This window comes from Streptomyces sp. NBC_00536 (genome assembly GCF_036346295.1).
GTDB lineage: Bacteria > Actinomycetota > Actinomycetes > Streptomycetales > Streptomycetaceae > Streptomyces.
Map to the genome: position 1 here is coordinate 324,986 of NZ_CP107819.1, position 20,244 is coordinate 345,229.

At 74.4% G+C, this 20,244-nt stretch carries 15 protein-coding genes; 4 read left to right on the forward strand and 11 right to left on the reverse strand.

The genetic code is table 11. From position 1 onward, the window contains the following. Positions 1 to 176: 176 nt before the first annotated feature. Complete coding sequence (locus OHS33_RS01495) at positions 177 to 770, forward strand: hypothetical protein (protein WP_330328539.1); 594 nt, start codon at positions 177 to 179, stop codon at positions 768 to 770. A 54-nt stretch (positions 771 to 824) separates the two neighbouring features. Beyond that, positions 825 to 1,760, forward strand: coding sequence for an NAD-dependent epimerase/dehydratase family protein (locus OHS33_RS01500; protein ID WP_330328540.1), 936 nt, complete (start codon positions 825 to 827; stop codon positions 1,758 to 1,760). Between the two features lie 51 nt (positions 1,761 to 1,811). Here OHS33_RS01500 and OHS33_RS01505 read toward each other — a convergent pair whose 3' ends face one another. The 8 genes from OHS33_RS01505 to OHS33_RS01540 form a co-directional block, all read right to left on the reverse strand. Then, entirely contained in the window at positions 1,812 to 3,050 is a 1,239-nt protein-coding gene (locus OHS33_RS01505; protein WP_330328541.1) for a cytochrome P450, read from the reverse strand. 26 nt (positions 3,051 to 3,076) lie between these two features. Next, positions 3,077 to 4,468, reverse strand: a complete 1,392-nt coding sequence (locus OHS33_RS01510) for an NAD(P)/FAD-dependent oxidoreductase (RefSeq protein WP_330328542.1) — start codon at positions 4,466 to 4,468, stop codon at positions 3,077 to 3,079. Further along, positions 4,461 to 4,685, reverse strand: a complete 225-nt coding sequence (locus tag OHS33_RS01515; protein WP_330334857.1) for a ferredoxin — start codon at positions 4,683 to 4,685, stop codon at positions 4,461 to 4,463. Before OHS33_RS01515 ends, OHS33_RS01510 begins: the two co-directional genes overlap by 8 nt. A 111-nt stretch (positions 4,686 to 4,796) precedes the next feature. Further along, positions 4,797 to 5,450 carry a hypothetical protein gene (locus OHS33_RS01520; protein WP_330328543.1) on the reverse strand — a complete coding sequence of 218 codons (654 nt, stop codon included), beginning with the start codon at positions 5,448 to 5,450 and terminating at the stop codon, positions 4,797 to 4,799. Between the two features lie 101 nt (positions 5,451 to 5,551). Beyond that, positions 5,552 to 7,942 carry an excinuclease ABC subunit UvrA gene (locus OHS33_RS01525; protein WP_330328544.1) on the reverse strand — a complete coding sequence of 797 codons (2,391 nt, stop codon included), beginning with the start codon at positions 7,940 to 7,942 and terminating at the stop codon, positions 5,552 to 5,554. Positions 7,943 to 8,071: 129 nt separating this feature from the next. After that, positions 8,072 to 8,488 (reverse strand): VOC family protein, encoded by a 417-nt coding sequence (locus OHS33_RS01530; protein WP_330328545.1) that lies wholly within the window; start codon positions 8,486 to 8,488, stop codon positions 8,072 to 8,074. A 5-nt stretch (positions 8,489 to 8,493) separates the two neighbouring features. Continuing rightward, positions 8,494 to 9,867, reverse strand: a complete 1,374-nt coding sequence (locus OHS33_RS01535; RefSeq protein WP_330328546.1) for a uracil-xanthine permease family protein — start codon at positions 9,865 to 9,867, stop codon at positions 8,494 to 8,496. Beyond that, positions 9,864 to 11,021 (reverse strand): aryl-sulfate sulfotransferase, encoded by a 1,158-nt coding sequence (locus tag OHS33_RS01540; RefSeq protein WP_443065400.1) that lies wholly within the window; start codon positions 11,019 to 11,021, stop codon positions 9,864 to 9,866. Before OHS33_RS01540 ends, OHS33_RS01535 begins: the two co-directional genes overlap by 4 nt. Positions 11,022 to 11,186: 165 nt before the next feature. On the opposite strand from OHS33_RS01540, the gene OHS33_RS01545 reads away from it, so the two are divergent. Next, entirely contained in the window at positions 11,187 to 11,756 is a 570-nt protein-coding gene (locus tag OHS33_RS01545; RefSeq protein WP_330328548.1) for a helix-turn-helix domain-containing protein, read from the forward strand. Positions 11,757 to 11,807: 51 nt separating this feature from the next. Here OHS33_RS01545 and OHS33_RS01550 read toward each other — a convergent pair whose 3' ends face one another. From OHS33_RS01550 to OHS33_RS01560, 3 genes are all read right to left on the reverse strand, one after another. Further along, entirely contained in the window at positions 11,808 to 13,826 is a 2,019-nt protein-coding gene (locus tag OHS33_RS01550) for a peroxidase (RefSeq protein WP_330328549.1), read from the reverse strand. 265 nt (positions 13,827 to 14,091) lie between these two features. Beyond that, positions 14,092 to 15,660, reverse strand: a complete 1,569-nt coding sequence (locus OHS33_RS01555; protein WP_330328550.1) for an oleate hydratase — start codon at positions 15,658 to 15,660, stop codon at positions 14,092 to 14,094. Between the two features lie 197 nt (positions 15,661 to 15,857). Next, positions 15,858 to 16,595, reverse strand: coding sequence for a hypothetical protein (locus tag OHS33_RS01560; RefSeq protein ID WP_330328551.1), 738 nt, complete (start codon positions 16,593 to 16,595; stop codon positions 15,858 to 15,860). Between the two features lie 221 nt (positions 16,596 to 16,816). Here OHS33_RS01560 and OHS33_RS01565 point away from each other — a divergent pair, with 221 nt between their 5' ends. After that, positions 16,817 to 19,879, forward strand: coding sequence for an AAA family ATPase (locus OHS33_RS01565; RefSeq protein WP_330328552.1), 3,063 nt, complete (start codon positions 16,817 to 16,819; stop codon positions 19,877 to 19,879). Positions 19,880 to 20,244: the final 365 nt, after the last annotated feature.

The following is a 20,244-nucleotide window of genomic DNA, read 5'->3' on the forward strand; positions in this document are numbered from 1 at the left end:
GGGCGTGAGACCCGGCGACTACAATCGCGTAGACGGTCTACTGAACTGTAGACGATGCGGGGATGAGGAACGGGTAACGGCCCGGTGCGGATGGGCCCTCCCACCCGCACGGGGACCCCTCCCACCCGCACAATGGGGTTCGACGACCGAAGGGTCCGGCAGGAGGCACGCGGAACGTGAACAACCCGGTACCGGAGGAGACCGCCCGGCCCGCGGGCTGGGCGGAGCACGTGGTCGACCAGCTCACCGGCATGGACGAGGTCGACCAGGGCCTGATCACCGCGGTCCACGGCCAGCCCGACCTGACCGCGGAGACCGGTGTGCGCCGCGCCCACGCCCTGCACGCGGCCGCCATGGGTCTCGGCCCCGCGGGCTGCGCCGCCGCCGCGGGCATCTCGGAAGCCCTCCTCGCCAACTGGCGGCAGGACCCGGCCTTCGATGCGGCCCTGTCCGCGGCCGGCGCGCTGGCCGGCGCCGAGCGGGTGGCACACCCCGGACAGCTCAACGGGTTCGCCCTCGGCATCCTCCTGCGCTCCCTCGCCCGCGACGCCCATCTCGGCACCGCCGCGCACGCGGCGGGGATCACCCGCGAGCAGCTCACCCGGCTGCGCCGCGGCAATCCCGCCGTCAACAGCCTCATCGAGGCGGCGCTGCGGCGGGCGCGGGTGCGCCAGAGCGCAGGGCGCAGGACCAAGCGCGGATTCGGCTACCGGCTGGTCCACCGCGCCGAAGCCCCGGCCGCCGACAGCACCGGGGCCGACGAGGCCTGAGACCGGTCCGGGGCCCCCGTCAAGTGGCCTGCGCACGGGCACTATTGTGCGTCCGTGAGCCATTACGTCGTCGTAGGATTCGGGCCCGCCGGGGCCGCCACCGCTCGGCTGCTGGCCGGGCGGGGCCATTCGGTACGGGTCGTCACCCGCTCGGGCCGCAGTCCCGAACCCGGCATCGAGCACCTCGCGCTGGACGCGACGGACAGCGAGCGGCTGGCCGAGGCCGCGCGCGGCGCGGCCGCGGTCTTCGGCTGCGCCGCGCCGCCCTACCACCAGTGGGCGAGCGCGTGGCCGCCGCTGGCCGCCTCCTTGTGCGCGGCGGCCGAGGCGACCGGCGCCGTCCTGGTCCTGCTGGGCAACCTCTACGGCTACGGTCCGGTGGACGGCCCCCTGACGGAGGAGCTGCCGCTCGCGGCGACCGGCCCCAAGGGGCGGGTGCGCACGGCCGTCTGGGAGCGGGCGCGCGCCCTGCACGAGCAGGGGCGGATCAAGGCGGTCGAGGTCCGGGCCTCGGACTTCTTCGGGCCCGGCGTGACCGACGGCGGGCACCTGGCCGCGCGGGTGGTGCCCCGCGTGCTGCGCGGCAAGCCGGTCTCCGCGCTCGGGGATCCGGACGCACCGCACAGCTGGAGCTACCTCCCCGATGTGGCCGGGGCCCTGGCCGAGGTGGCGGGCGAGGAGCGGGCCTGGGGCCGCGCCTGGCACGTCCCGACGGCGCCCGCGCTCTCCACCCGGGAGATGGTCGCCCGGCTCGCCGCCGTCGCGGGCACCGGGCCGGTCGCGGTGCGCGCGCTGTCGCCCGCCGTACTCGGCGTCGCCGGCCTCTTCTCCCCGCTGATCCGCGAACTGAAGGAGATCCGCTACCAGTTCGACCGGCCGTTCGTGGTCGACTCGCGGGCGTACGAGGCGGAGTTCGCGCAGCGCGCCACCCCCCTCGACGAGCAGGTCGAGGCGACGGTCCAGTGGTGGCGCGCGCGAGCGGGGGCGTGACCCGGCCGGTGGTGTGAGCGACCGGGGACGTGACCCGGCCGGTGGCGGGTCTCAGGGGCGGATCCCGTCGCAGGTGATCCTCAGGTGCCGGGGGCCGCGCAGGACCGCGTTCCGGCGGTAGGGCGGCGGATCCTCCAGCAGCCGCGGGTTCTCCAGGCGCCGGGCCAGTTCGCTCAGTGCGAGCTGCGCCTCCAGGCGGGCCAGCGGGGCGCCGAAGCAGCTGTGGATGCCGCTGCCGAGGCCCAGGTGCTGGATGTCCTTGCGATGCGGGTCGAAGCGGTCCGCGTCCTCGAAGCGGGCGGGGTCCCGGTTGCCGGAGGCCAGGATCAGCCACATCGAGGAGCCCTTGGGGATGGTGATCCCGCGGACCTCGATGTCGACGAGCGGGGTGCGCTGCGGCAGCAGCTGCACCGGCGGTTCGAACCGCAGCAGTTCCTCGACGAGGGGGACGGCCAGGGCGGGTTCCTCGCGCAACTGCCGCAGCACGTCCGGGTTGCGCAGCAGCGTCAGCATCCCGTTCGTGATCAGGTTGACCGTCGTCTCGTGCCCGGCGATGAGCAGCAGGGCGGCCGTGCTGAGCAGCTCCATCGTCGACATGGACTCGTCCGGGCCGTGTCCCACGGCCAGTTGGGAGAGCATGTCGTCGCCGGGGTTCTTGCGCCGCTCCTCGATCAGCCCGGCGAGGTACATGCCGAGTTCCATCCGGGAGTCGTGGGTGGCCCGCTGCCGCTCCGCCGGGTCGGCGTCCGGATCGGGGTCCAGGCTCGCGGCGAGGGTGTCGGCCCAGACGTGGAAGCGGGCCTCGTCCTCGCGGGGCACGCCGAGCAGCTGGCAGATCATCGTGACCGGGAACGGGTAGGCGAACTGGTCGACCAGGTCGATCCGTCCGGGATCGCCCAGGTTGTCGATGAGCCCGGTGACAATGTCCTTCAGGCCGCCGCGCATCGAGTCGACGCGGCGCGGGGAGTGCGGCGGGCCGAAGGGCCGGTTGGTCATCCGGCGGAGCCGGTCGTGCTCCGGCGGGTCCAGTTTCAGGAAGCTCGGCGGCAGCGCCATGGCCTCCTCGCCCTCGCCCTCGGCCAGCGGGTCCCCGGCCGTGGCGGCCAGGTTGCGGGAGTCGGAGCTGAGCCGCGGGTCGTGCAGCAGGCTCTGGATGTCGTGGTAGGTGCTGATGACGTACGGCCCGGTCCCGTCGTGGAAGACGGGGGTCTTGCGCAGCTCCTCGTACAGCGGGTACGGGTTCGCGCGGTTCGCGTAGTCCAGGATCTGGCTCAGGATGCCGTCGTTCATTGCGGGTCCTCCGGAGGGCGTGCGGGTCAGTGCCCGGCGGGGGTGAAGGTGATCCGGCGGTCGGCCGGCGAGTACCCGCTGAGGGTGATGGTCGGGCCGTGCGTGGGGACGGACGGGTCGGGGAAGTCCGCGGGCATGGGCTTGTGGCCGTCGGAGCGGCGGTCGACGGTGGTGAACGGCAGCGGGAAGGGCGCGGTGGCCTCGATCTGCTGCTCGTAGAACTGCAGCCAGCGCGAGTTGTCGAAGGTGACCGCTCCGATGACCCGGCCCTGGTAGCCGTAGACCCCGGTGAAGCGGCGTTCGGCGCGCGAGCCCTGGGCGATCATGATCTCGGTGCCCATGGAGGGCACGCCGACGGATTTGATGTTCACCCCGAACTGGGAGGACCAGAAGGCGGGCACCCACAGGTGCGGGCGGCGCTCGGTGCTCTCGCTCAGCATGTTGTGGGCGGCGGTCTCGGCCTGCGCGACGGCGTTGCCCCAGTGTTCCAGGGACAGGAACTGGTAGCCGAACAGCGCGTGCGGTGAACGGGCCACGTCACCCGCGACATAGATGTCGTCGGTGACGATGCCGCGGATGTCGAAGGCCCGGCAGCCCGCGTCGCAGGCGATGCCGCGCGGGCCCGCCCCCAGCCCGGAACCGGTCAGCCACTCGGTGTTGCGCTGGGCGCCCAGCGAGACGACCACGACGTCGCACTCCAGGGTGGTGCCGTCGGAGAGGTGCGCCGCCCGCACGCGGCCGGTCGCGTCCCCCTCCAGCCCGGTGACCATGATCCCGGTGCGCAGGTCGACGCCGTGCTCGCGCTGCAGCTCGGCGGCGACGGCGCCGATCACCCCGCCGAGGGCGCCGACCAGGGGGCCGTCCCCGCGTTCGGCGACGGTCACCTCCAGCCCGCGTTCGCGGCAGGCGGAGGCGATCTCGGAGCCGGTGAATCCGGCGCCGATGACCAGGACCCGGCGCGGACCTGCGGCCAGCGCCCGGGCCAGGGCCGCTCCGTCGTCGCGGGTGCGCAGGGTGAAGACGCCGTCGAGTTCGCCCTCGGCCTCGTTCGGCCAGGGCCGGGCGCGCACCCCGGTGGCGATCAGCAGGCGGTCGTACGGCACCGTGTCGCCGTCGGCCAGCCGGACCGTACGGGCCGCCATGTCGAGGCCGTCGGCCGGTACGCCCAGGCGCCACTCGGCGTCGAGGGCGCGGCGCCGGGGCAGCAGGGTGCGGTCCGCGTCGGCCCGGCCCAGCAGGACGCTCTTGGAGAGCGGCGGGCGGTCGTAGGGCTCGTACGGCTCGTCGCCGATCAGGGTCAACGAACCGGCGAAGCCCTTCTCCCGCATGGTCTCGGCGGCGCGCAGGCCCGCCAGGGAAGCGCCGACGACCACGATCCGGCCGGAGCGCTTGAGCTGTTCCAGGGCGGTGTCAGGCATCGGGTGCCTCCCCGGCGGCGGCCAGGTCGAGTTCGTCCACGAGGATGGCCTGCACGGGACAGGCGGCCGCGGCCTGGGCCACGCGCTCGCGCTGGGCCGCCTCGGCCTGCGGGTCGTAGAGCAGTCCCTCGTCCCCGTGCATAGCGAAGACGTCGGGGGCGAGGAAGGCGCACTGCGCGTATCCCTGGCACCGGTTGAGATCGACGACGAGCCTCAGCAAGGTGTGGTCCTTTCGGTGACCCCCTCGGCTTCCCGGACCAGCCTGCGGGCGACGGCCGCGCGGGGCCCGTCCGGGACGGCCATCGGAGTGAGGCCGGGGGGGCGCGGGTCAGGGGGCGGGCGGGGCCGGGTGCGGGCGCCCCAGGCGCGACTTCAGGAGGTACACGCTGACGAGCAGGGCCCAGGCGGGGAACACCAGCTCGGACCACGGCACCGAGGAGCCGACGACCAGCAGCACGAGTCCGGTCAGGGACCCGGCCAGGACCAGCGGACGCGGGAAGACCCCGAGCCTGCGGCCGATCGTCGAGGTCGCGAGGACGAAGACGGCCGCCATGCGCATCGCGTAGGTGGTGAGCAGGGTGTACGCGAAGTGGCGGCCGAACTCCTGGGGCTGGTCGGCGTCGAGCACCGTGCCGGAGGCCGCGGCTGCGCCGAAGAGGCAGGCGACGAAGACCAGGCCGCTGCCGAGGAAGACGGTGGAGACGAACCGGTCCTCGGTGTCCCCGGCGTGCGCCCGCAGCGCCCCCATGAACCAGAGGAAGGCGATCCCGGCGAAGGGTACGAGTTCCACCGCCGAGGTCACCGCGTCCCGCTGGCCCGAGGTGACCGTGACCCGGGCGGCGCCGCCCCCTTCGGGGAGCGCGATCCGGGCGAGCACGATCGCCCCCGCCAGCAGGACGGCGAAGAGCACCCCCGCCAGACCTGCCATCCGCGGGGTGCTCAGGCTCTGCTCCGTGGGTGTCGCCGGGTGTCCTCGTCTCATGCGTCCAGCAAGCCGGGGGCGGCCCCGGGGCGCCAGCGGGGCCGCCCCAGTCGGGTGACGCGGGGCCCGCGGTGGCCGCCGGATGCCCGCGCGGCCCGCCGTCAGCTGCCGACGTAGGCCGCCAGGTGCTCGCCGGTGAGGGTGGACCGGGCGGCGACGAGGTCTGCGGGGGTGCCCTCGAAGACGATCCGGCCGCCGTCGTGACCGGCGCCCGGGCCGAGGTCGACGATCCAGTCGGCGTGCGCCATGACGGCCTGGTGGTGCTCGACGACGATCACGGACTTGCCGGAGTCCACGAGCCGGTCCAGCAGGCCGAGCAGCTGCTCGACGTCGGCGAGGTGGAGGCCCGCGGTCGGTTCGTCGAGGACGTAGACCCCGCCCTTCTCCGCCATGTGGGTGGCGAGCTTGAGCCGCTGGCGCTCGCCGCCGGACAGCGTGGTCAGCGGCTGGCCGAGGCTGAGGTAGCCGAGTCCGACGTCGGCGAGCCGGACGAGGACGGCGTGCGCGGCCGGAGTGCGCGCCTCGCCGCTGCCGAAGAACTCCTCGGCTTCGGTCACCGACATCGCGAGCACCTCGCTGATGTCCCGGCCGCCGAGGTGGTAGTCGAGGACGGACGCGTCGAAGCGCTTGCCCTCGCACTCCTCGCAGACGCTGGCGACACCGGCCATCATGGCCAGGTCGGTGTAGATGACCCCGGCGCCGTTGCAGGCGGGGCAGGCGCCCTCGGAGTTGGCGCTGAACAACGCCGGTTTCACGCCGTTGGCCTTGGCGAAGGCCTTGCGGATCGGGTCGAGCAGTCCGGTGTAGGTCGCCGGGTTGCTGCGGCGCGAGCCGCGGATCGCGCCCTGGTCGACGGAGACCACGCCCGCGCCGGGCGGGATCGAGCCGTGGACCAGGGAACTCTTGCCGGAGCCCGCCACGCCGGTGACGACGGTCAGCACCCCGAGCGGGATGTCGACGTCGACGCCCTGGAGGTTGTGCGTGTTCGCGCCGCGGATCTCCAGCGCCCCGGTGGGCTTGCGCACGCTCTCCTTGACGGCGGCCCGGTCGTCGAAGTGCCGGCCGGTGATGGTCCCGGCCGCCCGCAGGCCCTCGACGGTGCCCTCGAAGCAGACCGCGCCGCCGCCCGCCCCGGCGCCGGGGCCGAGGTCGACGACGTGGTCGGCGATCGCGATGGTCTCCGGCTTGTGCTCGACGACGAGCACGGTGTTGCCCTTGTCGCGCAGCCGCAGCAGCAGGTCGTTCATCCGCTGGATGTCGTGGGGGTGCAGGCCCGTGGTGGGCTCGTCGAAGACGTAGGTGACGTCGGTGAGCGGGGAGCCGAGGTGGCGGACCATCTTGACGCGCTGTGCCTCGCCGCCCGAGAGGGTGCCCGACGGCCGGTCGAGCGAGAGGTAGCCCAGCCCGATCTCGGTGAACGAGTCGAGGCTCTGGCGCAGCGTGGCGAGCAGGGGCGCCACCGAGGGCTCCTCCAGGCCGCGGACCCATGCGGCGAGGTCGCTGATCTGCATCGCGCAGGCGTCGGCGATGCTGATCTTCTTGATCTTGGAGGACCGGGCCGCCTCGCTGAGCCGGGTGCCGTCGCACTCGGGGCAGGTGGTGAAAGTGACCGCCCGGTCCACGAACTCTCGGATGTGCGGCTGCATCGCCTCGCGGTCCTTGGACAGCATCGACTTCTGGATCTTGGGGATCAGCCCTTCGTAGGTGAGGTTCACGCCCTCGACCTTCACCTTGGTGGGCTCCCGGTAGAGGAAGTCCTGCATCTCCTTCTTCGTGAACTTCGCGATCGGCTTGTTCGGGTCGAGGAGGCCCGACTCGGCGTAGACCCGCACGGTCCAGAAGCTGTCCGACTTCCAGCCGGGGATGGTGAACGCGCCCTCGGCGAGCGACTTGGAGGCGTCATAGAGCTGGGTGAGGTCGATGTCGGTGACCGCGCCGCGGCCCTCGCAGCGCGTGCACATGCCGCCCGTGCGGCTGAAGGTCGCCTTCACCGTCTTCCTGGCGCCGCGCTCGACGGTGATGGCGCCGCTGGCCTTGACCGAGGGGACGTTGAAGGCGAAGGCGCCGGGCGGGCCGATGTGCGGCGTGCCGAGGCGGCTGAAGAGGATGCGCAGCATCGCGTTGGCGTCGGTGGCGGTGCCGACCGTGGAGCGGGGGTCGGCGCCCATGCGCTGCTGGTCGACGATGATCGCGGTGGTCAGCCCGTCGAGCACGTCGACCTCGGGCCGGGCCATCGTCGTCATGAAGCCCTGGACGAAGGCGCTGTAGGTCTCGTTGATCAGCCGCTGCGATTCCGCGGCGATGGTGCCGAACACCAGCGAGCTCTTGCCCGAGCCGGAGACGCCGGTGAACACCGTCAGGCGGCGCTTCGGGATCTGGACACTGATGTCCTTGAGGTTGTTCACGCGCGCGCCGTGCACGCGGATCAGGTCGTGGCTGTCGGCGCCGTGCGGCGCGGGCGACTGGGCGTCGGTCCTCGTGGCCTTGCTCATCGTCTCTCCATGTCTGCTGCGTCGGCGCGGCCGCGGTACCGGTCCACCACCACTGTCTACCTGATCCGCCCTGCCGCCCGGAACGGGCGCGACGCCCGTCGGGGTCGCGCCCGGTTCACGGGCCGGGGGTCACTTCGCCGGCGGCTGGCTGAAGCGCAGCATGTTGCCGGCCGGGTCGCGGAAGGCGCAGTCGCGCACGCCCCACGGCTGGTCGATCGGCTCCTGGAGCACGTCCCCGCCCGCGGCGCGGACGCGTTCGAAGACGGCGTCGCAGTCGTCGGTCCGGAAGATGACTCCGCGCAGCAGACCCTTGGCCAGCAGTCCCGCCATCGCCTCCTGGTCGGCGGCGGAGGCGTTCGGGTTGGCGAGGGGCGGTTCGAGGACGATGTCCACGTCGGGCTGCGACGGCGCGCCGACCGTCACCCAGCGCATCCCGTGGGCCCCGACGTCGTTGCGCACCTCCAGCCCGAGCACGTCCCGGTAGAAGGCGATCGCCTTGTCGTGGTCGTCGACGGCGATGAAGCACTGCGAAAGGTTGATGTCCATGTGCTTCACGCTAGGGTCCGGGGGTCCCGGGGTGCTTCTCCATTCCTGACCGATCCCGCGCGGACCGTGAAGAGGGCGTGGAGCACGACGGCCGCGAGGGTGCCCGCGACCACACCGGAGCCGAGGACGGTACGGACCCACGCCGGGAAGCCGCCGTAGAGGTTCGGGGCGACGAGCGGGAGCAGGCCCACGGCCAGGGCGAGGGCGGCGGCCATGGACCGGCCGCTGTCCCCCAGCCCGGCGCGGGCGAGCATCTGGACGCCCATGAGGGCGATGACCGCGTAGACGACGAGCGCGGATCCGCCCACCACCGCCGGGGGCAGGCCCGCGACCGCGCGGGAGAGCGGGGAGAGCAGGCCCAGGACGATGAGCAGGGCCCCGGCCGCGGCGGTGACGTGGCGGCTGCGGACGCCGGTCAGGCGGCTGATGCCGATGTTCTCGGAGCTGGTCACCATCAAGGACGTACCGAGCGCTCCGGCGAAGAGCGAGGTCAGCGCGTCGGCCCGGGCGACCTTCGGGACGTCGCGGCCCGGATCGGCCGGGCGTCCGACCGTCTCGCTGTTGAGGACGGTCTGGCCGGTGATCTCGGCGAGGGTGGTGAGGCTGAAGAGGAGCAGGGGCAGGGCCGCCACGAGGTCGAACCGCGGTGTCCCGTAAGGGAAGAGGTGGGGGACGGCGAAGCCGCCGCCCCCGGCCGGGCTGAACGTCCCGAGGCCCGTCACCGCCGCGATCACGGTCGCGGCGACCATGCCGATGAGGACGGCGCTCTGGCGCCAGACGCCGCGCAGGAGCAGGTACGCGGCCAGGGTCACCGCCACGGTGAGGCCCGCCAGTACGACGGCCCGCGGCGCCGGGGTGCCGGCCGGTCCCGCGATGAGCTGTGCGGCGACGCGGACCATCGCGATCCCGATCAGCAGCACGGTGACGCCCATGACCAGCGGCGGGAAGAGGCGCACGATCCGGGCGTACAGCGGGACCACCGCCAGGAGCAGCGCGGCGGCCAGGAGCACCGATCCACTGGCGACGGCCGGACCGTGGTCCTTGGCCGTCTGGAGGAACAGCGCGGTCGCGGCGCCGCCGGGGAGCATGACGAAGGGCAGTCGCGCCCCGAACTTCCACACGCCGAGGGACTGGAGCAGGGAACCGGCCCCGGACAGCACGAGCACCGCGCTGAGCAGGGCGGCGCTCTGCGCGCCGGTCAGCCGCAGGGCGCCCGCGGTGAGGAAGACGGTGGAGACGGGAGCGGCGGCCATGGCGAGGACGTGCTGGACGGCGAGGGGGGCGAGGCGGCGTACGGGTATCCGCTCGTCGGCGGGACCGGGCGGCGCGGGGGGCGCCGCGGGGGCGGGCAGCGCGGGCCGCGGGGGTGGCGTGCTCATGATCCGCTCTCCAGCCAGGGCAGCTCCGCGGCCGCGTAGCGGTAGGCGCGGAAGACCGCGTTCGGCTCGGCGGGGAAGAGGCCGCGGACCTCGGCCTCCTCGTAGCCGCCGAACTGGGGGACGACGTACTCCCAGACCAGCAGGCCCTCGGCGGTGACCTCGAAGAGGCGCCCGGCCGGGGAGTCGGTGATCAGCGTGTTCCCGTTCGGGAGGCGTTGCGCGGCGCCCATGAAGGGGGCGAAGAAGGATTCCTTGGCGGGGTCGTGGTACTCCCAGACGATCTTCCCGGTGGAGCGGTCGATCTCGATCACCCGCGAATAGGGGACGTCGTGTCCCGGGCGGAACACCCCGTTGTCGAAGACCAGCAGATTGCCGTCCGCCAGCTCGGTGGGGTGGTGCTGCTGGGACACGGTGCCCGGTTCGGTGCGCCACAGGACCTCGCCGGTCTCCCGGCTGATGACCACGACGGCGGAGACGCTGCGCAGGCTGGCGAGGACGTTGCCGTCGGCGAGCGGGGTGACGGAGTTGATCAGCGGCCAGTGTTCGCGGGCGTAGTCGCGGTGCAGCGGGTAGGCCTCGCGGTCCAGGTGTTCGGAGGCGCGCCAGGACCACACCTCGCGCCCGTCGGCGTCGACCTGCTTGATCGTGTCGGCCCACACGGTGCCGTTCGCCTCGGATCCGGGCACGCCGCCCCGGACGGTGGCCGCCTCCGGGCCGGTGAGGGGTTCGAGGGCGGTGTAGAGGATCCCGCCGTCGTCCAGGTGGTGGGCGTCGTGGTGCTGGAGCGGGTCGCGGTGTTCGCGCAGCACCGTCCCGTCGGGGGCGTGGACGCCGAGGACGCCGCCCCGGTACTTGTGCCACATCGGGAACAGGGCGTCCTGGCCGGGCAGCACCCCGTTGTAGGCGAGGTCTCCGCCGGGGAGGATGCGCGCGTGGCGGCCGGGGCGGTACGGCAGCTTCCAGGTGTGGACGCACTCGCCGCGCAGGTTCACCAGGTACACCGCGCCGCCGCCGGTCAGCGGGGCGTAGAGGGTGAGGCCCTCGAAGGCCGCTTCCGGATCGAGGGCGATGAGACCGGTGCCGCGGCGGCGGCGCTGGTTCTGGTCGACGGCGACAGCGACAGCGACAGCGACAGCGACAGCGACAGCGGGCACGGCAGACTCGGGCAACTCGGACACCTCAGACACGACAACCCCTCTTCAAACTTTCTTTGATCAGCTCGAACAAGTTCGAAGGTAGAGGTGTGGTGTGTCGGCAGTGTGACGGGCGTACGAAACGTCGCCCGGGCGCGCGTAAGGTGACCCGGGGAGGACGTGATCATGACGGAGACACCGGCCGCGGGCGACGCGGCGAGCCCGGGGCTCGGCGCCGCCGTACGCCGCCGCCGGCGGGCCCTCGACCTGACCCTGGCCGCCGTCGCGGAGCGCAGCGGCCTCTCCGTGCCCTTCCTCAGCCAGATCGAGAACGAGCGCGCCCGGCCCAGCATGCGCTCGCTCCAGCGCATCGCCGACGGCCTGCGGACCACCGCCGTCGAACTCCTCGCCGCCGCCGACGCCACGGACCGCGGCGTCGACGTGGTCCGCGCCCGGGAGGACGCGGGCCTGGCCTCCGGCGCCGGGGTCCGCCCCCTGGTCCGGGGCCACCACCAGATGCACGCCCTGGAGTTCACCGGCCCGCAGCACGCCGACCGCGAATTCCGGCACCAGGGCGACGAGTTGATGTACGTCGCGGACGGCGAGGCCGAGGTGGAGGCGGAGGGGCGCACCTACCGCCTCGGGCGGGGCGACACCCTCTACCTCACCGGAGGAGTGCGCCACCGCTGGCGCGCGACGCGTCCGGACACCCGCGTCCTGCTGGTCTCCGTCTCGGACCGCTCCCCCACCGACTGAGCCGCGCCGCGACACGGTGAGCCCTTCCGGTCACGGCACGGCCAGGGGGTGTCAGTGCTTGCGCTCCTCCCCCGCCGCGCGCCACAGCGTCCGGTCCCCGTCGAGGACGACCGCGTCGCCCGACGGGCGGACCAGCAGCCGGGCGCCCGGGTGGCCGGTGGTCTTGGAGGACCAGCTCACCGCCCCGGCCTCGGTGTGGACGCTCAGTTCCCCGTCGGCGGAGAACCGCGCCTCGGCGCCCGCTCCGGCGGTGCCCGCCTTCCACAGGACGCGGCCGTCGCCGTCGCGCAGGACCAGGTCTCCGTCGGTCTCCAGGCCCAGCCGGACCGCGCCCGCGTCCAGGACGTCCCCGGGCCGCAGCACGGTGCCGGGGTGGACCTCGATGGCCGTCTCCAGCCTGCCCGCCGCCAGGGCGCGCAGGGTGGGGAGCGAGGGGGTGAAGGCGTACACCGTGCCCTCGGTGCGGACGTACCGGCCGAAGGAGAGGGTGGTGGCCCGGCTGCCGGTGTCCGAGGGGCACTCGAAGGCCGCGGCCGAGCCGGCGCCGATCACCGGGTCGACTCCGGGGACCGGGTGACGGGCCGGCGGGAAGTCCGCGTTGTTGATCCAGCGCTTCGCGATGAACTCGAACTGCTCGACGAGGTCGGCCTGGTGGCTGATGAAGAGCAGCCCGCGCGCGGCGTCGTGCGGGGGGTTGCCCCGGGCGCCGGAACCACCGTCGCCGCCGTGCCCGGCGGCGGCGGGGTGGGGCGGGCCGAAGGGGATGCCGCGCCGGATGATGCGGCGGTTGTCCAGGTCGGAGACGGGCAGCGGCGGGCGCCCGGGGGCCGGGGTGAGTCCGGCGCGCGGGTTGCTCTTGCGGATGTGCGAGAACAGGGGCGTGGTCCAGCCCTGCGGGTCGTCGTGGAAGTCGAGCATCCCGTCGATGTCCTCGCCGGGCCGCGGTACGCGTTCGGCGGCGGGGCAGGTGGCGACCGGGGCGCCGCCGGGCCAGCGGCCGACCATGCGGGCCGCGAGCCAGGTCGGGCCCGCGTCGGCGGGCGCCGCCCCGGACTTCTTCAGCTCGGCCAGGCACGCCTGCGCCTGCTCCCACCACCCGGGAACGTCCTGGGCGAGGCGGCGTACGACGTGGAAGGAGCCGCCGGTGGCCCACTCGGGCAGTCCGGCGGGGCGGTGGCCGACGCGTTCGTGGCCGACGAGGAACTCACCCGCCGGCAGCAGCCGGGTACCGGGCTTGCCCCGGACGCCCGTACCGATCCCGGGGTCGGGCGCGTCGAAGCCGCGTACGCCGGGCTGGCTGATCGCGTCGAGGAACCCGAAGTGCTCGTGTCCGCGCAGTGCCCCGGGGAGGGTGGCGCCGTCCTGGCGGAAGACCACCTCGGCCATGGAACGGTCGAGGGAGTTCCGGTGCCGGTCGACGGCGTCGGCCAGACCCTTGGGGTCGTCGGCGGCCAGGGTGAGGACGGCGTGCACGTCCGCACCCGCCGCCCCGAAGAGCCACCCGTCGGGGGCGCTGTCCCCGGTGTCGCCCAGTTGCCCGGCGCGGGCGGCGGCGCCCTCGACGAAGGCCTCGGCGGTGCTGCCCGCCGGGACGGCGGGGAAGGGGTCCTTGCCGGCGAGGGCGCTCAGGCCGGGGTGGGTGAGGCTCAGGCCGGTCCACAGGACGGACATCGTGGCCGGGTCGACGCCGCCCCGCAGCCTGCGCGCGGCGCTGAACTCGTGGTTGAACCGGGTGACCTTGTCGGTGGTCGACAGCTCGGGAAGGAGCTTGCCGAGCCAGCGGCGGGCCATCGCGGGCTCGTGGAAGTGGATGAGGAGCAGGCAGACGTGGTCCTTGCGGAAGCCCGCGAGGACATCGCCCTGGATGGTGGCGTCGGTGCGCAGGGGCAGGGCCTGCGCCGCCGCGGCCCGGGGGGTGGCCGGGGCGGCGGGGGCGGGTGCGGCCGTGCCGGGGGCCGCGGCGCTCGCCGGGGCGGGGCAGGCGCCGACGGCGAGCACGGCCGCGGCACCGGCCCCGGCCCGTACGACGTTGCGGCGGGTGGGGTGGTGCGGGGAGGGCGGGCTCTGCAAGGTGTCCTCCGGGCGGGGAAGGGGGTGCACCGCCGGTGCCGGGGAGGCGGGCCGGGCGGCCGATGATCATCACCCTGGCTGATCGGAGGGGGACGCGCGAGGCAGGCACACCGATGGGGTGACGGTGCGTCGGGTGACGGTCCGCCAGGCGGCCTACGGGCGCCACGGACCCACGGGTCACGAGCGGCGCACGGCACGCGACCGGCCCCCGGCAGATGAGCCGGGGGCCGGGGGGCCGGTCGGGGAGCGCGGGCCGCTCCCGCGCTCAGCGGCGGTGCATGGTGTGGAGCGCCTCCAGCAGCACCTTGGGGTCGTGGCCGCCCTTGTGGACGGGCGGGGGCCGCCGGTCGAGGTGCAGCAGCTCCGCGACCGCGGTCCAGGCGGTGCGCACCGAGTACTCGACGGTGAACACCACGTCGTCGGGGACCTCGGCGTACTGGCCGATGAAGGCCAGGTTGGTGGAGCCCGCGGGCACGACCCGCGGCCGGTCACCGGCCTTGCGGACCAGGAACTGGCTGGTGATGTACGGCATCAGCGCGGGCCGTACGACGGACGATTCGAGGATCTGCTCGCTCTGCGCGAGGCGCAGGTGGCCCAGTACCTCGGCGAGGATCTCGCGGCCCGTGCAGTCGGCCATCGTCTTGCCGACGTGGTCGCCCTTCTTGTCCGGGAACAGCGCGTAGCCCCACCAGACGAAGGTGTCGTCGGGCTGCTCGTGGAAGTGCGGCTGGTGGTTGAGGACGATGGTGAGCAGCCAGCCGGAGTCCTTGAAGGTGATCAGTCCGCCCTTGCCCGCCTCGCTGCCGGAGAACTCTTCCATGGCCTTGAAGAACGTGGGGTCCTTGGTGGTCACGGTGAAGGAGCCCCAGGTGGAGTCCGCGACGGAGGAGTCGAACACCGAGGGGTCGCCCAGGTGGGGGCGTTTGGCCGCGAGGGTCTGCCACAGCCGCCACGAGGCGTCGGGCGCGGAGGTGTCCAGGACGGCGGGGGTGTCGGTGGTGCCGAGGGTCGAGTTCGCGGTCATCGACCCGTTGGTGACGAAGACGAGGTCCTCGGGCGCGAGGGGGATCCGCTCGGCCGCGCCGCCGTCGCGGGTGAGGACGAGGGCGGTGGCGGTGATGCCGTCCCCGGCGGCCAGCTCGACATCGGTGACGGTGGTGTTCATGAGGAACCGGACGCCGTTGCTCCGCAGCCATGCCTGGAGCGGGCGCACGATCGAGTCGTACTGGTTGAAGCGGGTCCGGTAGATGCCCGACATGGTGTCGAAGGTCTTGAAGAGGTGCACGAACCGGTTGAGGTAGCGCCGGAACTCGATCGCCGAATGCCACGGTTCGAAGGCGAAGGTCGTGCACCACATGAACCAGAAGTTCGTGGTGAAGAACTCCGGGGCGAAGCAGTCGGAGATGCGCTTGCCGTCGAGGCGCGACTCGGGGGTGGCCACGCAGGCGACCAGGTCGAGCCGGTCGCGCTCGGAGAACCCCATCGAACGGGTGTCGACCGGCTGCCCGGTGGCGTCGACCAGGCGGGCCTTGTCGTTCCACGCGAAGTCCTCGTGGAAGGCGAAGGTGTCCTCGGTGACCGAGGTGCCCGGCGCGTCGAGCGAGGGGATGGAAGACAGCAGGTCGTAGGTGCACGCGAAGTGCAGCTCGAACATCCGCCCGCCGCGCATGGTGTAGCCGGTGTCCGGATCGCCCGCCGCGTCGAGGCTCCCGCCCGTACGGTCCTGGGCCTCCAGGAGGGTGATGTCCCCGCCCGCGAACCCGCCCTCCCTGATCAGCAGTGCCGCGGCGGACAGGGAAGCGATGCCCGCACCCACCAGATAGGCCTTGGCCACGACGTGTCTCCGCTCGCCTCGGCCGCGCCGGCCCCGGTCGGCCGCGCGGTCACCCTGCCAACCCAACAGCCCCCGCGGCCCCTCGCAACCCGGGTGCGCCATTGGGTACGGGCCCGGGGCGGGCCGGGCGGCGCGCACCCCCGCGGCGCGCCGCCCCGGCCCCGCCTCCGCGGCCCCGCCGTCGCGGCCGCCTCCGGTCAGCAGGAGCGCGCCTCGGGCGGCGGCTTGAAGACCGCGTCCAGCACCCGCTCCGCGGAGACGTCGGCCAGCGTCCAGTCCAAGGTGGAGTCCGTCTTCGGGAACTGCAGCTGCGAGGGCAGTTCCCGTTCGGTCACCTCCTCGCCCAGGTAGACGACGGACAGCGTGCCGCCGCACTTCTCGGTGGCCGGGGGCTTGCTGCCCTCGGCGAAGCCGTCGCCCGGGCCGGCCGAGACCGTGAGGGTTTCGATGGGCGCATAGGTGAAGGAGAAGCCCGCCGCGGTCGTGGAACCCGGCGTGGCCTTGGCGATGTGCACCCGGAAGTGGGTGAGTTTCAGCCGGAGCGGCTCGCACGGGCGCACGGCGTCCTTCAGCCGCAGGTACACCCCGGTGTCCACCATGAAGAGCGCCGAGTACGAGGACTGCGCGCGGTCGCTGGCCCGCAGGCCCCTGATGTACGCGCCCAGGGCCGCCGTGTCCAGGGAGGCGGTGGGCGTGCAGCGCGGGGACAGCGCGGCCGAGGGCACGGGCACGGGCAGGGTGCCCGGACCGGGCGGGACCGGCGCGGCGGCCGATGGCACGGCGGAAGCGGAGGCGGACGGCGATGCGGAGGCGGGCGGGACGGAACGGTCCGGCCCCAGGCCCAGGCCCGCGCCGGAGCCGGAGCCGGAGCAGGCGGTGAGGGCGAGCACCGGAGCGGTCAGGAGCGGAACGACGGACACACGTAATCGGCGCATGCGGCCTCCTCGTCAGGGATGGGTTCGGGTGAGGGTTCGGGTGAGGGGCTCGGGCTCGGGCAAGGCGTTCGGGTGCGGCCGGGACGCCCCCCGCGCCCCGGCCCCCGGCCCCCGCCCCGGCTCCTCCGATGCTGGCAGCCGCTGCCGCGCCCCGGCATCCGTAGAACCGCCTACGTATCCCCGGCCCCCAATGCGGGTAACCGACACCGGGGGGTGGGGTCATGCCGTACGGAACTCCATTGGTCGGCCGGGGGGCCGAACTCGACCGGCTGGAGCGGGTGCTCGACGGGCGGGCCGGGTCACCGGCCGTCGTCGACCTCGTCGGCGCGGCCGGGATCGGCAAGAGCCGGCTGCTCACCGCGGTGTGCGCGCGGGCCCGCGGGCGCGGCCTGGCCGTGCTGCGCGGGCGGGCCACCGAATACGAACGGCACATCCCCTTCCGGCTGTTCACCGACGCCTTCGCGGATCTGGACCCGGAGCTGCTGCGCGCGGTGGGGGCGGAGGCGGCGCCGGTGGCACCCGTCCTGTACGGGGTGTCCGCGGCCCCGGCCCCCGCCCCGAGGCCGCCCGCGGCCGCCGGGCCGGGAGCGGAGCCGGAGGGCCCGGATTCCCCCGCCCGAAACGGGCGGGACGCGCGGGACCCGGGGGACGCACGGGACCCGGGGGACGCACAGGACCCGGGCGACACGCGGGACGCGGGGGATCACCGCGCCGCGACGCCCGTCGACCGGTTCGCCCTGCACCGTGCGACCGCCCGGCTGCTCGGCGCCCTCGGCGGGCGCCACGGGAACGGGCGCGGCCTGCTCATCGCCCTCGACGACCTCCACTGGGCCGACCCGGCCTCGCTGGAGCTGCTCGACCACCTCGTGCGCCACCCGCTGCGCGCCCCCGTCCGCATCGTCGTGGCCCGGCGCGACCGGCAGACCTCTCCGTCGCTCGCCGCCGCGCTGACCCGGGGCGTCGACACCGGCGCCGTACTGCGCCTGGACCTCGGCCCCCTCGACGAGCGGGCCTGTGTGGAGCACCTCGCTCCGGAGCTGGCGCCCGCCCGGGCCGCCCGGCTGTACGCCGCGAGCGAGGGCAACCCGCTCTATTTCCTGGCCCTGCTCCAGGGGCAGACCGGCCCCGCGGTGCCCGCCGGTGACCTCACCGCGCTGCTGCTCGACGAACTGACCCCGCTCACCGCCGCGCAGCGCCGTACCGCGGAGGCCGTCGCCGTGCTCGGGGACCGCGCCACCCCCGCGCTGCTGGCGGTTGTCGCCGAGGCGCCCGACGCCGGGCGGCTCGACGGGGACCTGGGCGTACTGGCCCACCGGGACCTGCTGCGCCCCGCGCCCGGCGGCGGCTGGTCGCTGCGCCATCCGGTGCTGCGGACCGTGGTCCACGAGCACACCGAGCACCGGCGGCGCACGGGGATGCACCGGCGGGCGGCCGCGGCCCTGGCCCGGGCGGGCACCTCGGCGGCGGTCCGGGCGCCGCACGTCGAGCGGGCGCTGACCGGGTGGGACCCGGAGCTGGCGGCCGTCCTGCTGGAGGCGGCCGGGCAGTCCGAGACCACGGCCCCGGCGAGCTGCGCCCATTGGCTGGACGTGGTGCTGCGGGTGCTGCCCGACGCCCCGGCCCACGCCGCGCGCCGCCTGGACCTGGTGCTGCGGCGGGCGCGGGCGCTGAGCGTGTGCGGCGAGCTGCGGGAGAGCCGCGACCTGCTGCGCGAGGTGATCGCGGGGGCGGCCGCCGACGAGGACGGCGCGGTCCGCGCGAGCGCCGTGACCCTGTGCGCATCGATGGAGCGTCACCTCGGGCACTACGGCGCCGCCGTCTCGCTGCTGCGGCGCGAGCTGGACCGGCGGCCCGCCCCGCCCCCGGCCGCCTCGCTCGCCCTCGGGCTCGAACTCGGCTCGTCCGCGCCGCACGCCCTGCCCTATGCCGAGGTGCGGACCACGGTGCTGGGGACCTTCGGCCTGGCGGAGCGGCTCGGCAACGCCCCGGCCGCCGCGGGCGCGCTGGCGATCTCGGCGCTCGGGGAGGCGTACGGCGGGAACGTGGCCGCCGCCCTGGAGTTCGCCGACCGCGCCGCCGCCCGGGTGGACGCGCTGGCGGACCGGGAACTCGCGGACCTGTGCGAGGCGTTGGCCCGGCTGAGCTGGGCCGAGTTCTATCTGGAACGGTTCGAGGACGCGGAGCGGCACGCGGAGCGCGGACTGGCCATCGCCCGCCGGAGCGGCCCCCTCCACCTGCTGCCGCACCTGCTGCTGTGCAAGGCGATCGTGCACATGAACACCTGTCGGCTCGGCAGCGCGCTGGAGCTGACGGACGAGGCGGAGAGCATCGCCCGCGGCATCGCCAGCGACGAACTCCTCGCGCTGGTGCTGGCGAACAAGGCCCAGGTGCTGATCGCGTCGCTGCCGCCGGAGGACCGCGGCGCGCTCACGGTCGCCGAGGAGGCGGTCGCCCTGGCCGGGCCGCGGACCAGCTGGTGGACCTCGCTCGTGTGGTGCGTGATGAGCTACGCCGCCCTGCACTGCGGTGACCCGGGGCGGGCCCGGGCCGCGATGCTGCGGGCGGGCGGCGGGCCGGAGCTCGCGGGCCTCCAGCCGTCGATGCGCCCCCTGTTCCTGGAGGCCCTGGTGACCGCCGCGGTCACCACCGGCGACCTGGCCGCCGCCGAGGAGTGGGCCGCCCTGGCCGGGCGGGACGCGGAACGCCTCGGGCTGCCCTCCCAGCGGGCCTCGGCCCTGCGCAGCGCGGGCCAGCTGCTGGCGGGCCGCGGCGACCCGGCCGCGGCGGCGGAGCGGTACGCCCGGGCGGCCGAGGAGGCCGCGCGCTCGGGTGCGACCCTGTGGGAGGCCCAGGCCCTGCTGACCGGCTCGGCCCTGACGGCGCGGGCCGGTGACCCCGGCGCGGCGGTGGGCCCGTGGGAGCGGGGCCGCCGGCTGGCCGAGGCCGGGGGCGCGCGGCTGCTGACGGGCCTCGCGGACCTCTTCCCTCCGGCGCCGCCCGCGGCCCTCCCGGAACTCCCCCGGCCCACCACTGCCACCGCTCCCGCCGCTCCGGCCCCGACCGCCTCAGGACTCCCCCGGCCCGGGCTCCCGCTCCCCGGGCTCACCCCGCGCGAGCGGGAGATCGCGGCCCTGGTGACGGAGGGTCTGACCACCCCGGCCATCGCGGCCCGGCTCTACTTGAGCCCGCGCACGGTCGACACCCACCTCTCGCACATCTTCCGCAAGACGGGTGTCGCCAGCCGCTCGGCCCTGGCCGCCCTCGCCGCCCGCAGCACGGCATGAAGATGCCAACACCCTTTGTTCCGCTGTGACTTCACCGCATTGAAGGGAACACTTTTACCTGCCCCTGATGGCATGTCCAGGTCACTTCTGCCAGGCTTCCGGCTGCGTCCCCTGACCCAGGGGGACGTGCCAGGCATCTCGGGGGTGTCTGGTGGATCTCCGCGGCGTCGCGACGCCCGGCACGCGCTCTCGCCGCACCGGCCGAAAGCCCACGTACAACCAGTACGCAGGCTTCCGGCCGGCACACCGAGAGCACGCACCGAACGCCGCTCCTTCCCCACGGAAATCCACCAGCCACCCCCCACCCCAGCGATCGCGCGAGCGATGCGCGCAGCCCGCGGCTGCCCACCGGCCCACCCAAGCCG